The 14,209-nt window shown below is 44.4% G+C and carries 12 protein-coding genes; 7 read left to right on the top strand and 5 right to left on the bottom strand.

The genetic code is table 11. The features are described from left to right. Positions 1-23: 23 nt before the first annotated feature. Together HDC91_RS12090 and HDC91_RS12085 are read right to left on the bottom strand one after the other, a co-directional pair. Complete coding sequence (locus HDC91_RS12090) at positions 24-515, bottom strand: hypothetical protein (RefSeq protein WP_183552467.1); 492 nt, start codon at positions 513-515, stop codon at positions 24-26. Beyond that, a complete protein-coding gene (locus HDC91_RS12085; protein ID WP_183552465.1) occupies positions 512-1,687 on the bottom strand; it encodes a class I SAM-dependent RNA methyltransferase in 1,176 nt (391 codons plus the stop codon). Before HDC91_RS12085 ends, HDC91_RS12090 begins: the two co-directional genes overlap by 4 nt. 84 nt (positions 1,688-1,771) lie before the next feature. Between HDC91_RS12085 and HDC91_RS12080 the strand changes: the two genes are divergently transcribed. Further along, complete coding sequence (locus HDC91_RS12080) at positions 1,772-2,134, top strand: DUF3127 domain-containing protein (RefSeq protein ID WP_162429715.1); 363 nt, start codon at positions 1,772-1,774, stop codon at positions 2,132-2,134. A 108-nt stretch (positions 2,135-2,242) separates the two neighbouring features. On the opposite strand, the gene HDC91_RS12075 is transcribed toward HDC91_RS12080, so the two are convergent. Beyond that, on the bottom strand, positions 2,243-3,130 hold the full coding sequence (locus HDC91_RS12075) for a T9SS type A sorting domain-containing protein (RefSeq protein ID WP_183552463.1): 888 nt from the start codon (positions 3,128-3,130) through the stop codon (positions 2,243-2,245). A 133-nt stretch (positions 3,131-3,263) separates the two neighbouring features. On the opposite strand from HDC91_RS12075, the gene HDC91_RS12070 reads away from it, so the two are divergent. Together HDC91_RS12070 and HDC91_RS12065 are read left to right on the top strand one after the other, a co-directional pair. Further along, positions 3,264-5,090 (top strand): sensor histidine kinase KdpD, encoded by a 1,827-nt coding sequence (locus HDC91_RS12070; RefSeq protein WP_183552461.1) that lies wholly within the window; start codon positions 3,264-3,266, stop codon positions 5,088-5,090. A 117-nt stretch (positions 5,091-5,207) separates the two neighbouring features. Then, on the top strand, positions 5,208-5,900 hold the full coding sequence (locus tag HDC91_RS12065; protein WP_183552459.1) for a response regulator transcription factor: 693 nt from the start codon (positions 5,208-5,210) through the stop codon (positions 5,898-5,900). Between the two features lie 180 nt (positions 5,901-6,080). Here the strand turns inward: HDC91_RS12065 and HDC91_RS12060 are convergent, their stop codons facing one another. Continuing rightward, entirely contained in the window at positions 6,081-6,452 is a 372-nt protein-coding gene (locus tag HDC91_RS12060; protein WP_183552457.1) for a VOC family protein, read from the bottom strand. A 119-nt stretch (positions 6,453-6,571) separates the two neighbouring features. Between HDC91_RS12060 and HDC91_RS12055 the strand changes: the two genes are divergently transcribed. Beyond that, positions 6,572-8,143 carry a M20/M25/M40 family metallo-hydrolase gene (locus HDC91_RS12055; RefSeq protein WP_183552455.1) on the top strand — a complete coding sequence of 524 codons (1,572 nt, stop codon included), beginning with the start codon at positions 6,572-6,574 and terminating at the stop codon, positions 8,141-8,143. A gap of 176 nt (positions 8,144-8,319) precedes the next feature. Then, positions 8,320-9,897, top strand: coding sequence for a Na+/H+ antiporter (locus HDC91_RS12050; protein WP_183552453.1), 1,578 nt, complete (start codon positions 8,320-8,322; stop codon positions 9,895-9,897). Between the two features lie 67 nt (positions 9,898-9,964). Here HDC91_RS12050 and dxs read toward each other — a convergent pair whose 3' ends face one another. Next, positions 9,965-11,896 carry a 1-deoxy-D-xylulose-5-phosphate synthase gene (gene dxs / locus HDC91_RS12045; RefSeq protein ID WP_183552451.1) on the bottom strand — a complete coding sequence of 644 codons (1,932 nt, stop codon included), beginning with the start codon at positions 11,894-11,896 and terminating at the stop codon, positions 9,965-9,967. Between the two features lie 137 nt (positions 11,897-12,033). Here dxs and HDC91_RS12040 point away from each other — a divergent pair, with 137 nt between their 5' ends. Together HDC91_RS12040 and glyA are read left to right on the top strand one after the other, a co-directional pair. Further along, entirely contained in the window at positions 12,034-12,780 is a 747-nt protein-coding gene (locus tag HDC91_RS12040; RefSeq protein ID WP_183552449.1) for a ScpA family protein, read from the top strand. A gap of 142 nt (positions 12,781-12,922) precedes the next feature. Next, complete coding sequence (glyA, locus tag HDC91_RS12035) at positions 12,923-14,203, top strand: serine hydroxymethyltransferase (RefSeq protein ID WP_183552447.1); 1,281 nt, start codon at positions 12,923-12,925, stop codon at positions 14,201-14,203. The last annotated feature ends 6 nt before the right edge of the window (positions 14,204-14,209 follow it).

Raw genomic sequence — 14,209 nt, 5'->3', positions numbered from 1 at the left:
TTTCGTGTAAAGGAACAAATCTTTTACTGAATATCGTACTTTACGACCACAGTTGGCAGCAAAGTAGCCGAGTTTAGGGGTATCTGATCGGTAGCTACAATTGGCCTGCGGGCTTTATAGAAATCGTAAGCCGCTTTTTGCACATCCGCAACACCCGATGCAGGGTTGTTAAAATTGATAGAAAAAGGGATAATAAAATCATGAAACTTCTCTTTATTGGGTATTATCCATTTTTTAGTCGACTTTTTTAAGGCCGCTATTGCCGGGACAGTTAACAGGTAATCATCAGCATAATAAATTACCAGTTTTGAAAGGTTACCGTTAACATCGGCAGTAAACTTTATTACGGCTACGCCGCCGGCCTTTTTAGCGATAATCTCGGGGCTAACAACCAGGCTATCCTTAAAAAACCGGTTCATTACCGGTACCCCTCCCTGAAACGGGAACGCCAGTTCCTCCTGTGCTTTTACGTAAAAAGAAGATAATAATAGTGCAATTACGATCAGTTTTTTCATTCTGTTTCTTTTGGTTCTCGTTTGCTGCCTTCGTACAGCTCGTATTCAAATAAGCGGCAATCAAGCTTGCCGTTGTAAAACTCAATTTTGCGTGCCGCCCTTAAACCTATTTTCTTAGCCAGGTCGGGGTTGCCGGTAAAAACATAACCGCGGTAGCCTAAACATTTCTTTTTCAGGAAATCGCCTATACGTTTGTAAGTTATTTCCAGTTTGGTATGTACGCCTAAACGCTCGCCATACTCGGGGTTAAACATTACAATACCCGGTTCGGCAGGCACTTCGGTATCTTCAAAATCACAAACGTAAAATTCTATCAAATGTTCTACACCCGCGGTATTTGCATTTTTACGGGCAATATCAACGGCATCTTCAGAAATGTCCGTAGCGATGATCTTAAAGTCGACCGCCTTTTTTGCCTTATCCTTTAATTTTCGGCGCTCGGTAAAAAATTCCTGCTCATCGTAGCCCATAATATGCATGAAACCGTAATTCATACGGAACAGGCCGGGATGCTTATCAGTAGCCAGCAAAGCCGCTTCAATTGCAAGCGTACCCGAGCCACACATAGGGTTAATAAAAGTACTGTTCCTGTCCCAGTTGGTGGCCATAATGGTTGATGCGGCAAGCGCTTCCAGCATTGGGGCCTTACCCGGTATTTTACGGTAGCTGTGTTTAGCCAGCGTTTCGCCTGATGTATCTATATAGATATCGGCCTTATCGTCCTGCCAGTAAAGGCTGATCACCGTTTTGTTCGATTCAGCGCCAGAGTTTGGCCTGATGCCTTTTTTCTCCTTTATCCTGTCTACAATGGCATCTTTTACTTTTACGTTGGCAAACAGCGGTGTTAATATATGTTTATTATTTACGTTGGATGTTACCGAAAAGTAGCCCGAAAAATCGATCAGGTTTTCCCATTCTATCTGTACCAGTTCATCGTAAAGTTGTTTAGGGTCGGTAGCTTCAAAACTTTTTAGCAGGTAAAGCACCTGGCTTGCGCAGCGCAGGTTAAGGTTTAGCGCTATGGTATCGTTAACAGTGCCCAGCAACTCAATGCCGGTTGCAAAAACGCGTGTTGGTTTAAAGCCTAATGCTTCAACTTCCTGCTGTAAATATGGCGACAGCCTTTTGTTGCAGGTGATAATGATCTTACTTTCAGTGTGGAAAACTTGCATAATAATTTTGCGAATTTATGAATTAAATACGCCGCTATTTAATTTCATACTATTAACTTTACATTTTAAACATTTTCTGAAATTATGGAAGTTAAAGGTAAGGTACATGAAGTGTCGGCAACCCAACAGGTTACCGAGTCGTTAAAGAAGAGAGAATTGATACTTGAATATATCGAGAACCCACAATATCCCGAGTATTTAAAGTTTGAAGCCATACAAGATCGTTGCAATTTATTAGACAATGTGAAAGTTGGCGATGATATCGAGGTGTTCTTTAATTTAAGGGGTCGCCCGTGGACAGATAAAACCGGTAAAAAAACGTACTTCAACTCGCTGCAGTTATGGAAGATCAACGTATTAGGCGGCGCAGGCTCTGCCTCTGCACCTGAATACGCGGCACCAGCTGATATAAGCTCAACCCCGGACGATGACGATCTGCCGTTTTAATTCGCTGGCGGGTTTTAGTTTGCAGTAAGCGGGCCAATAAAATATAAAAGCCCTTCTAAATTATTTTAGAAGGGCTTTTTTGTACAAGCTGCAAACGGTAACCGCTAACTATTCCTTAACTATCCTTTTTACAGCAACGTTTGCGCCTTGCTGTACCTGCAGGTAATAAACGCCGTTTAAAGGCAGATTAAACTTTTTGCTGAAACTACCGGTGCTGCTCTTATCCGCCCATATTATATCGCCCCTGCTGTCGGTAAGTTTAATAGCTGCCCCGGTTTTTGCGGGCAAATTAAAAGCTAATACCGTTTTGCCCGTGCTAAATTCGTAAGTGATATTGATATCGGTTACAGTTAGCAAAGGTTTTATTAAACCCATAGCTTTCAGTTTCTCTTTCGGCGCCTCGGTGACACGATAGCTTATATGGGTGCTTATGCCGTCAGCATCGGTATTGTCATAACTAAAGCTTTGTGTATTGCGGCCGTTAAATTCAAAGCCAGGCCTGCGGCGCGGAAAATCAAAATTAAATGGTTCTATTCTCATAGGGGGCAAATCCTTATCAAAGCGATAGGTAAATGCCTGGGAGCTATCATTGCCTCGCAGCTTTTTAAGGCGTAACCTAACGTCATTACGCGCGCTATCATTACCAGAACCAGCAACAATCTCGTTATCGTTATCCATGTTGCGTTCAATAGTGATATGATTATTTTTTCCGTCACCGGTAGTTTCGCGCTCTATGGTTATCGTGCGGTTTGTTATAACACTATTGTTATTGTATAAAGGCGGTGTAGGCAAATTATTTATTTCGGCAAGGGCATCCTTGCGTTCCTGTGCCGATAACTTTTTGATATCCTTACCGTTTATGGTAGTATCGCCGTTAACAATTCGTATCTCGGTGCTTTTTTGCGTTTGCCCGAGTACCAGGGGTGGCAGGCCAATTATGGCCACTAAAGCAACTGAGAAAATGAACTCAAAGCCGGGTGTTATGATCTTCTTCATCGCTATTGATCTAAGGTTAACGCACAAATTTAGAAACTCTTCTTAATCAATACGTTAAAAGGTTGATGGTAAATTGTTAAAAATTGTTAAAAGCAATATCGTGTGGGTAATTTAAAATATTTTTGTTGTTGGCATGAAAAGAAGAAGCATAGCGCTTATAATAGGTTTAATGGGGTTTGCACTTTTGGGTGTTATTGTTATGCAATTGTATTTTTTGCGGCAATCGTACCAAATGCAGTCCGAGCTTTTTAACCGTTCGGTTAACGAGGCATTAAGCAATGTGGTAGCAAAAGTTGCCAAACAGGATGCCATTAACTTTTTGAATGCTAAAACCCAGCAAACCCATAATTACACGTTAAAGCGTGCAGAAACTATTGATAAAAGAAGCGAAATAAGCATCAATGGCAGTAAAAGTATCATAGGCGACTCGCTGGTACTTAAAAAGAAGCAAAGCAAGCGCGAACGGAAGCTGGCTATGCTGCGCGACAGCCTGAAACGCATGATATTGCACAAAAAAATGGACGATGACCTGACCGGGTTAATGCAGCAGGGCCTGGTTAACCTGCGTATTCGAATTGGGCAATATACCGATGAGTTTGGCGAGGTACATTTTAGGTTCGTGCCCGAGATCGTAAAAACGCCACCACGGAAGGTTAATCAAAAACCGCATAAGTACGATACGCTTAGATACACTTATATCGATCCGCAATTTGGACCCCAAATGATATCGGTGCCCAAGCTTAACCCCGATTGGGTAAGGGAGCAGGAGCGCATTCAAAAAGAACGGCAGTTTCAGCAGGTGAAGAAAATGCTGGAAACCGACTCGTTAGAGAACGCGCCGGCCAATGCAAAAAAACCTAACGTGATAGAGAACCTTGCCGAAGAGTACCGGAAATCTAACGAGCCGCTGGATAAACGCTTAAATAGTTTTTGGATAGATTCGCTGCTACGGTTCGAGCTGCATAACCGGGGCATATTTTTGCCCTTTAGCTATGAGGTGAGTACGGCCAACAGCGATTCGCTCATTTTTGCCAGCGCTATGGATACAAAAGGCGTTAAGCCCGAATTTGTTGCTGCCAATACCTATCAGAAAGCCATATTCAGCGATGAACTGATCAACGACCCGGGTAAGATAAAAATTTCTTTTCCGCAAAAAAGCTCGTTCATTTTAAGTAACATGACGGCTACCATGGGTACAACCGGGGCCTTGTTATTTGTACTAATATTTTGTTTTGGCTATACTATCTTTTCTATCCTCAGGCAAAAGAAGATATCTGAGATGAAGATAGATTTTATCAACAACATGACTCACGAGTTTAAAACCCCGGTATCAACCATCATGATAGCCAGCGAAGCTTTAAAAGATAAGGAGATTGCCGAAGATAAAACCCGTGTTACACGCCTTGCAAACGTTATTTATGAAGAAAATGTGCGCCTTGGCAGCCATATAGAACGGGTATTGAACATTGCCCGTATAGAGCGTAACGACTTTAAGCTGGATAAAAAACCGTTGGATGTAAATGAAATGATTACCATAGCGCTGGATAGCATGGCGCTAAAAATGCAAAAATGCAACGCGGTTACTACCTTACACCTGGAGGCCGATAAACCGGTTATTATTGCCGATGAACTGCACTTTAGCAACGTAATGTTTAACCTGATAGATAATGCCATTAAATACAGCGCCGGTGCACCAGAAATTGCAATTACTACGTTAAACAGGAACGGGCATGTAATAATACGCGTTGCCGATAAAGGCATAGGCATGAGTCGCGATCAGCAGGCAAAAATATTTGAGCAGTTTTATCGCATCCCCACGGGCAACCTGCACGATGTAAAAGGCTTTGGGCTGGGGCTTAGCTACGTAAATACCATTGTTAAACGTTTAGAGGGAACTATAAGCGTACGGTCTGAAAAGGAAAAAGGATCGGAGTTTGAATTAAAATTTCCGGTGGCGTAGGTCTGAAAGTCGGAAAGTCCGCGGTCGGGAAGTCCGAAAGAGAAAGAAGCGACCGCATAAGTAAAACTTAAAATCTCGCCGATTTCCGGGCTTATCGGATTTTCGGACTAAAAATTTATGAAAAAAATATTACTTGTTGAAGATGACCCCAACCTTGGCCTGTTGTTGCAGGATTACCTGCAGCTAAAAGGTAAGTTTGATGTGTTGCTTTGTAAGGATGGCGACGAAGGCCTGCGCGCTTTTACCAGGGACCAGTTTGACCTGCTGATACTGGATGTGATGATGCCAAAGAAGGATGGCTTTACATTGGGTAAAGAGATAAGGAAGATAAACCCCACTGTGCCCATTATATTTGCCACGGCTAAGGCCATGATAGAAGATAAAACGCAGGCCTTTAACCTTGGCGGCGACGATTATATCACCAAACCGTTCCGCATAGAAGAGCTTTTGCTGCGCATAAACGCCTTATTAAAAAGAGCTGACGTTACGGAGAAAAAAGGCGACGACAAACCATCGCAATTTAAGCTGGGCAGCTACGATTTTGATTATACATCGCAATTGATAACGCGGGGTACCGCCCTGCAAAAACTCTCTACCAAAGAAGCTGAATTGCTGCGCCTGCTTTGCATCAAAAAAAACGAGGTGCTTACCCGCGAGGAGGCCCTGCTAAACATCTGGCACGATGACAATTACTTTAACGGCCGCAGTATGGATGTTTTTTTAAGCAAGATACGCAAGTATTTAAAGGACGACCCATCAGTAGAGATCATCAACGTTCATGGCAGGGGGTATAAGCTGCTCATCAATTAATTAACGGGAGTTGGCCGCCGGAACATGTGTTTACATGGTTAACATGGTTAACACAATTTGTAATCTTTATTTTATAATAGTCTGATAATCAAATATGTATAAAATTATTTTACTAAAACAGGTTAACCTTAATTAATGCAAGACATCCCGTGTTATTAAGTAATGGAATAGTTTACCCACTCACGTTGCCTCATTATCTTCGCCGTTGGATATATCCTCCCCAAAATGGATGATGTTGCCATCATTATCCAATACGCTGAACTGGCGCATTTCCCAGGGCATATCCTGCAGGTCGCCATTAGGATGGATGATGCCCTGTGCCTTATATTCGGCGTATAGCTTATCCACCTCCGTCACATTTACGTAGCAGCCGGTTGCCTTAGGTATTTCCGGGTCTTTACAGGGCCACATATGTATGTTTACTCCATCGCGGCTAAATATCAGATAGCCATCCCAGCTATTATGAAAGGTAAAGCCCAGTTTTTCGGTATAAAATTTAATACTTGCTTCCTCGTTTAAAGAGGCCAATATGGGTATGGCGGCTTTTAGCATGGGATCTTTTAAATGTTCAATTCAAATATAATTATTGCTTGTAACAACTTTGTTAAATCTGCACTGCAAAAATAACGGGGTAATTAAATAAGTTTGCTTTTAAACTTAACTGACTCATTATGAAATTAAAACTACTTTACACCTGTATGGCCCTTACAGGTTTGGCAACCACTGCTTTTGCGCAGGAAACTGTTGACCAGGCCGCCACGCAAAAAATACGCGAGGAGGGCATGAATCATTCCAAGGTAATGGAAACCGCTTTTTATTTAACCGATGTATCGGGCCCGCGCCTGGCTAACTCGCCGGGGCTAAAACGTGCGCAAGCCTGGGCGGTTAACCAGCTGAAAAGCTGGGGCATGTCAAACTCCAAGTTAGAGCCATGGGGCAAATTTGGCAAAGGCTGGGAAGTTCAAAAAAACTACGCGGCTATTACCATGCCTTACTACCATGCTATTATTGCCATTCCTAAAGCCTGGACGCCCGGGACAAATGGCCTTATAAAAAGCGATGTTGTTTTGGTGCAGGCCGACAGCATGCCCGATCTGGACAAATACAAAGGCAAGCTGGCCGGTAAAATAGTAATATTCGACACCAAAAACACTTTAAAACGTTCAACCAAGCCTGATCTGGAGCGCTACACCGACGAGCAACTGGCCGAAATGGCAAATGCCAAACCTCAGCCACGTGGTCAGCGCAGGGCGTTTGACCCAAACTCGCCGCAGTTTGCTGCCATGCGTAAGGCCAGGGCAATGCGTGCTGCCATGAGCCAGTTTTTGATTGACGAAAAAGTTGGCCTGATACTTAGCCAGGGCCGTGGTACCGATGGTACAACCTTTACCACAAATGGCGCGTCGTATGCCGATACCGCAAAAGCCGTTGCCCCTGAACTGGAAACCAGCGGTGAAGACTTCCTTCGTATACTGCGTTTGGTTAAAGCAGGGCAAAAGGTTGAAATGGAAGCAGATATTAAAACCCAGTTTATTACCGATGACCTGCAAGGGTATAACGTGGTAGCCGAAATACCGGGCACCGATAAAAAATTAAAAGAGCAGGTGGTAATGATCGGCGGTCACCTTGACTCATGGCACGGCGCAACCGGCGCAACTGATAACGCGGCAGGCAGCGCTGTGATGATGGAGGCCATGCGCATATTAAAAGCAATAGGTTTTAAACCAAAACGCACTATCCGCATTGCCTTATGGAGCTCGGAAGAGCAGGGCTTGTTCGGATCGCGCGGTTATGTGCTTAAGCACTTTGGCGATCCAAAGACCATGGAGCTAAAACCTGAGCAAAAAACACTTGATGCTTACTATAATCTTGATAATGGTACAGGTAAAATACGCGGTATTTACCTGCAAGGCGACAGCGCGGCAGGGCCGATATTTAAAGCATGGTTAGAGCCGTTTAAAGATCTGGGCGCTACCACGGTTACCATAGGCAATACGGGCGGTACCGACCACCTTTCGTTTGATGCGGTTGGGTTGCCGGGCTTCCAGTTTATACAGGATGCTATGGATTACGGTACACGTACCCACCACAGCAACCAGGATACTTACGACCGCTTAAGCGAGGACGATCTGAAACAAGCCGCTACCATTGTGGCATCGTTTGTTTACAATACCTCTCAGCGTACAGAAATGATACCCCGTAAAGAGTTACCAACCCCGCCGCCGGCAACACCGGGCAGGTAATTAAGAGTTTAGGTTTGACAACTTTCAAAAGTAGTCAAATCTTTAAAAGGAAAGCCGCTTGAGGTATCAGGCGGCTTTTCCTTTTTTATCTAAAATTTGCTTACGGCCAATGTTTATGTGTAGATTGGAGCTAAAAAAGACGCTTATTGTTTTTGACATCTAACCTTTTACTATAAATGCATCAACAACTACCCTTTATACTGGCGCTTATAGCCGCGATAATTCTGATAGAGATGTTGGCCTCTAAGATGCGTGTTGCTTATCCGGTGCTATTAGTTGTAGCAGGCCTGCTGATCAGTTTTATACCCGGGTTACCTGCCGTAAAAGTAGACCCAAACATGATCTTCTTTATTTTTTTACCGCCTTTGTTATTTGATTCGTCATGGAACATTTCTTTTAAAGAAATGAAGAAATGGTGGCGTATTATAGGCAGTTTCGCTTTTTTGGTAGTGTTGTTTTCGGCATTTGCCGTTGCTGTAATTACTAATTATTTTATACCGGGTTTTACTTTGGTGTTTGGCTTTTTGCTGGGAGGCATTGTTTCTCCGCCGGATGCGGTAAGCACCGGAGCTATTAAGAAATTTGTAAAGATGCCCAAGCAAACACTTGCTGTGCTGGAGGGCGAAAGCTTATTGAACGATGCCTCTTCGCTAATAATTTTCAAATTTGCCTTAATAGCCGTAGGGACAGGGCACTTTGTTTTTCATGAAGCATTCATGAGTTTTTCGTGGATGATAATTGGTGGCATTGGTATCGGGCTGCTTTTTGGCTGGCTTTTTTTACAGGCACATAAGCGCCTGCCTACTGATGCGTCATCTGATATTGTGCTTACGCTGATAGAACCTTATTTTCTTTATTGGATTGCTGAAAAAACCCATAGCTCTGGTGTGTTAGCTGTAGTAACAGGTGGCTTGTTTTTATCAACCAGGCGGCTTTTATTCTTAAACAGCGCCAGCCGCATAAAAGGTTACAGCGTTTGGGAGTCGTTTATTTTTGTGTTGAACGGAATTGTTTTTATGATAATCGGCCTGGAGTTGCCGGAGATCATAGCCGGACTACGCACAGATGGGATTGCTTTACAAACAGCTATCATGTACGGCGCGTTGGTAACGGCGATCTTAATTGTTGCCCGAACGTTGAGTTCGTATGTTGCATTGCTGGCAACCTTTATATTCAGGCCTGGCGTATTACCACACCGCGGCGACCGGCGCAGAATGTTTCGCATACCCCTTTTGTTAGGTTGGACAGGTATGCGTGGTGTGGTGTCCCTGGCAGCGGCCCTGGCTATTCCAATCACCCTGCATGGCGAGCCGTTTCCTCATCGCAGTCTCATTCTTTTTATAACCTTCGTGGTTATCTTACTTACATTGCTTGTACAAGGCCTAACGCTTCCCTACATTATTAAACGTTTCGATTTGGCAGGATCCGCCAACGGGATGTCGGAAGACGAAGCGAAAATTGAAGTAAGGAACAAATTAGTGATAGAAACGGTGAGGTTGTTAAAGGAGCTGCATAAAAAAGGATTATGTACCGATCTTCATTTAGAGTACATGATTGAACAGTGGGAGCGCAAATTACACGAGCCGGAAAGACAACGATTAAGCGAGGAATCGAAACGAAATTATATAGAACTTTTGACCCGGCAACGATTTTTTTTAGAAGAGTTGAACAAAAATCCCGAATTGGATGAAGATGTCGTTCGCTTGCAGATCTACCAGATAGACCTGGAAGAAGAACGCATCAAATTATTTTAACCATATCAAAAACTACCAACATCTTAGTTCACCCTTTACGTGGTAACGGTAAAGGCAAAACCGGCTGTTACGAAGCGATGATATGCGTATTATCTCTTTTAATTGCAAACCTTTTTACCTGGGCGGCAATACCTGCAGCGTCGTAGCCGCACTCCGCCCAAAGCTCGGGTTGTTCGCCGTGTTCGATAACCTTATCCGGGATGCCTAAGCGGGTTACCTGGGCCTTGTAATTGTTATCGGCCATAAACTCTAATACTGCCGTGCCCATTCCACCTTCAAGGCAGCCGTCCTCAACGGTTATTATGTGGTTGAATTTTTTAAATACTTCGTGCAGCAGCGCTTCGTCCAGCGGTTTTACAAAGCGCAGGTCGTAATGGGCAGGATAATAGCCCTCGGCGTTAAGGCCGGCGATAGCTTTAACAGCCTCGTTGCCAATAGCGCCAATGGTTAAAATAGCTACTTCCTCGCCATCGCAAATCATGCGGCCTTTGCCAACCGGTATAGCTTTCATTGGGCGTTGCCAGTCAACCATAACACCGTTACCACGTGGGTAGCGTATTACAAACGGGCCCATATTATCCTGCTGCGCGGTGTACATCAGGTTGCGCAGCTCTTCCTCGTTCATAGGTGCTGATACCGTCATATTGGGTATGCAGCGCATAAAGGCCAGGTCGTAAGCGCCGTGGTGCGTTGCGCCGTCAGCACCGGCAAAGCCCGCGCGGTCAAGGCAGAAAACAACGTTTAGCTTTTGCAGGGCAACATCATGTATCACCTGGTCGTAAGCCCGCTGCATAAAGCTGGAGTATATGTTACAAAACGGCACCAACCCTTGCGTAGCAAGGCCCGCGCTGAATGTTACCGCGTGCTGCTCGGCAATGCCCACGTCAAACGCGCGTGTTGGCATGGCCTTCATCATCAGGTTTAACGAGCATCCCGAAGGCATAGCCGGCGTTATACCCATTATTTTAGGATTCTGCTCGGCCAGCTCTATAATGGTGTGGCCAAAAACATCCTGGTATTTAGGCGGCTGTGGCTTTTCGTGTTTTGTCTTTTTTATTTCGCCGGTTATTTTATCAAATAAGCCGGGGGCGTGCCATTTGGTCTGGTCTTTTTCGGCCAGTGCGTAACCCTTGCCCTTCACTGTAACGCAATGCAATAATTTAGGGCCGGGGATGTCGCGCAGGTCGCGCAGCAGTTTAACCAGGTGTTTTACATCGTGGCCGTCAACCGGGCCAAAGTACCTGAATTTAAGGGCCTCAAAAAAGTTGCTGCGCTTAAGCAGGGTACCTTTTATGCTTTTTTCAATTTTCTTGGCTATTTTAAAGGCATCAGGCCCTAATGACGATATTTTGGCCAGCACAGTGGCTATATCATCGCGGAAACGGTTATAAGGCTTTGATGTGGTAATATCAGTTAAGTACTCTTTTAACGCGCCCACATTCGGGTCTATCGACATGTTATTGTCGTTCAGGATCACCAGCAGGTTAGAGTTTTCGATACCTGCATGGTTAAGCGCTTCAAAGGCCAGGCCGGCCGTCATGGCGCCATCGCCAATTACGGCTACGTGCTGCCTGTCGGTTTCGCCTTTGTATTGCGATGCAACAGCCATACCCAAAGCTGCGGATATTGAGGTTGATGAGTGGCCCACACCAAAGGTGTCGAATACGCTCTCGCTGCGTTTCGGGAAACCGCTTAAGCCTTTATAAATACGGTTGGTATGAAAGTTTTCGCGGCGGCCGGTGAGTATCTTATGGCCATATGCCTGGTGGCCAACGTCCCAAACCAACTGGTCGTATGGGGTGTTTAATACATACTGAAGGGCAACTGTAAGTTCAACGGTGCCCAGGCTGGCCGCAAAATGCCCGCCGTTTACCGATACTACATCAATAATATACTGGCGTAGTTCATTGCAAACCTGTTCAAGTTCATCTTCCTTAAATTGCTTTAAATCAGAAGGATAGTTAATGCGTTTTAAAAATTCACCGGCGGGTACCTGCATTGGATGATATTCACTCTGTTATAACTTACAAAGTAAGCTATTTAATTATTAATAATTGGAATATAATAAACGTATTTATTGTTTTGATTATAAAATTTTATAATTTTTTAAATCGTAAATAGCTGTATTTTTGACACATGACCGAAGATGGGTTCTCCATAAAGTTATCGCAGTTTGAAGGCCCCTTTGATCTTTTGCTGTTTTTTATCGAGCGGGACGAGCTCGACATCCACGATATCCCCATCGCTAAGATAACCGACGATTTTCTGAACTACATCCACCAGATGACGGTGCTGAACATGGAACTGGCCAGCGAGTTTATTTTTGTTGCCGCCACGCTGATGCGCATTAAAGCCAAAATGCTGCTGCCGCGTTATAATGCCGATGAGGAGGAGAACGAGATGGACACCAAAGAGGGGCTGATCCGTAAACTCATCGAATACAAGAAATTTAAGGTGCTTTGCGATGAACTGCGCCCTTACGAGGATGAGCGCTTTAAGCAGGAAAAACGCGGGAACATCAAAACCGACCTGGAACAGATAGAAAAGGTAACGGTGCCCGGCGAGGAACTATCCGAACTAAACCTGTACAAGCTGATGACGGTATATAACCGCCTGATGCGCCAGTATATGACCCGCACCGAAGAAGTGCACCATACGGTGGTGCAATATCCCTATACCATCGAAAAACAAAAGGAAGCGATAAACAACCTGCTGCGCATCAACAAAAAAATGGACTTTAAACATATTGCCGGCAACAGCGAGAACAAGGTACACTTTGTATATAATTTTTTAGCCGTGCTGGAGATGCTTCAGCAGGAAATGATAGACATAACTATTGGATTAGGGTATAATAATTTTTGGATAGCACCGAGAGAGATGTGAGATATTAGATTTGAGATATGAGACAATTTATGGTAATGGAACAATTTATAAGCTCAAACTAATATTTTTTCATCTCAAATCTCGTATCTCACATCTCAAATCTAATCTTAATATCTAAATTAGCGCCGTTTTACACACCATAATGAAAAGAGACAAATTAATATTCAAGCTGTTAGAAGAAGAGCAGCAACGCCAGGAAGAAGGAATTGAGCTTATCGCGTCAGAAAACTTTGTAAGCAGGCAGGTAATGGAAGCGGCCGGTTCTGTGGCTACCAACAAATATGCCGAAGGCTTACCGGGCAAGCGCTATTATGGCGGCTGCGAAGTGGTTGACGAAATTGAGACCATTGCCATTGAGCGCGCCAAGCAGCTTTTTAATGCCGAGTGGGCAAACGTGCAGCCGCATAGCGGCGCGCAAGCCAACGCGGCGGTAATGCTTGCCGTGCTAAACCCCGGCGATAAAATATTAGGTTTTGACCTTTCTCATGGTGGTCACCTAACGCACGGTTCGCCGGTTAACTTTTCGGGTAAACTGTACGAGCCGCATTTTTATGGTGTTGTAAAAGAAACAGGTCTTATCGACTACAAGCAGCTTGAAAAAGTTGCTTTAGAGCAAAAACCAAAACTGATCATCTGCGGCGCTTCGGCATACTCGCGCGATTGGGACTACGCCTTTATCCGCAAGGTTGCTGATAAGGTGGGCGCCCTGGTGCTGGCCGATATTAGCCACCCCGCGGGGCTTATAGCGCGTGGTTTATTAACCGATCCGCTGCCGCATTGCCATATTGTTACTACAACTACCCATAAAACCCTGCGCGGCCCGCGTGGCGGCCTTATCCTTTTAGGTAAAGATTTTGCAAACCCGTGGGGTATAAAAACACCAAAGGGGGAAGTTAAAATGATGTCGGCCATGCTGGATATGGCGGTGTTCCCCGGTACGCAGGGCGGCCCGCTTGAGCACATTATTGCCGCAAAGGCAATTGCTTTTGGCGAGGCGTTAACCGATGGCTATATGAAATATATTGCACAGGTAAAATTAAACGCGGCGGCAATGGCGAAAGCGTTTGTAGCCAAAGGGTACGATATTATATCGGGCGGTACTGATAACCATTTAATGCTGATAGACCTTCGCAACAAAAACATTACCGGCAAAGCCGCCGAAAACGTACTGGTTAGCGCGGATATTACCGTTAATAAAAACATGGTACCGTATGATGATAAATCGCCTTTTGTAACTTCGGGTATAAGGGTTGGCACAGCCGCCATTACCACCCGCGGATTAAAGGAGAAGCATATGGAAACCATCGTTGATCTGATAGATGCCGTATTAATTGATCCTGAAAATGAAACCTCTATCAAAAAAATCCGTAAAAAAGTGCATAAGCTGATGGAAGATTTCCCGTTATACAGGGATAAAGATTAGCATTAA

Source organism: Mucilaginibacter sp. AK015, from assembly GCF_014200785.1.
Lineage (GTDB): Bacteria > Bacteroidota > Bacteroidia > Sphingobacteriales > Sphingobacteriaceae > Mucilaginibacter.
Note: the sequence above shows the minus strand (reverse complement) of the source record. Positions and strands in the feature narration are given on the sequence as shown.

Excerpts from the sequence above, each read along its gene's own strand:
- HDC91_RS12055 (WP_183552455.1), top strand. The coding sequence starts at position 6,572 with ATGAAATTAAAACTACTTTACACCTGTATGGCCCTTACAGGTTTGGCA.
- HDC91_RS12080 (WP_162429715.1), top strand. The coding sequence starts at position 1,772 with ATGGAAGTTAAAGGTAAGGTACATGAAGTGTCGGCAACCCAACAGGTT.
- HDC91_RS12040 (WP_183552449.1), top strand. The coding sequence starts at position 12,034 with ATGACCGAAGATGGGTTCTCCATAAAGTTATCGCAGTTTGAAGGCCCC.
- HDC91_RS12050 (WP_183552453.1), top strand. The coding sequence starts at position 8,320 with ATGCATCAACAACTACCCTTTATACTGGCGCTTATAGCCGCGATAATT.
- dxs (WP_183552451.1), bottom strand. The coding sequence starts at position 11,896 with ATGCAGGTACCCGCCGGTGAATTTTTAAAACGCATTAACTATCCTTCT.
- HDC91_RS12070 (WP_183552461.1), top strand. The coding sequence starts at position 3,264 with ATGAAAAGAAGAAGCATAGCGCTTATAATAGGTTTAATGGGGTTTGCA.
- HDC91_RS12065 (WP_183552459.1), top strand. The coding sequence starts at position 5,208 with ATGAAAAAAATATTACTTGTTGAAGATGACCCCAACCTTGGCCTGTTG.
- HDC91_RS12060 (WP_183552457.1), bottom strand. The coding sequence starts at position 6,452 with ATGCTAAAAGCCGCCATACCCATATTGGCCTCTTTAAACGAGGAAGCA.
- HDC91_RS12090 (WP_183552467.1), bottom strand. The coding sequence starts at position 515 with ATGAAAAAACTGATCGTAATTGCACTATTATTATCTTCTTTTTACGTA.
- HDC91_RS12085 (WP_183552465.1), bottom strand. The coding sequence starts at position 1,687 with ATGCAAGTTTTCCACACTGAAAGTAAGATCATTATCACCTGCAACAAA.
- HDC91_RS12075 (WP_183552463.1), bottom strand. The coding sequence starts at position 3,130 with ATGAAGAAGATCATAACACCCGGCTTTGAGTTCATTTTCTCAGTTGCT.
- glyA (WP_183552447.1), top strand. The coding sequence starts at position 12,923 with ATGAAAAGAGACAAATTAATATTCAAGCTGTTAGAAGAAGAGCAGCAA.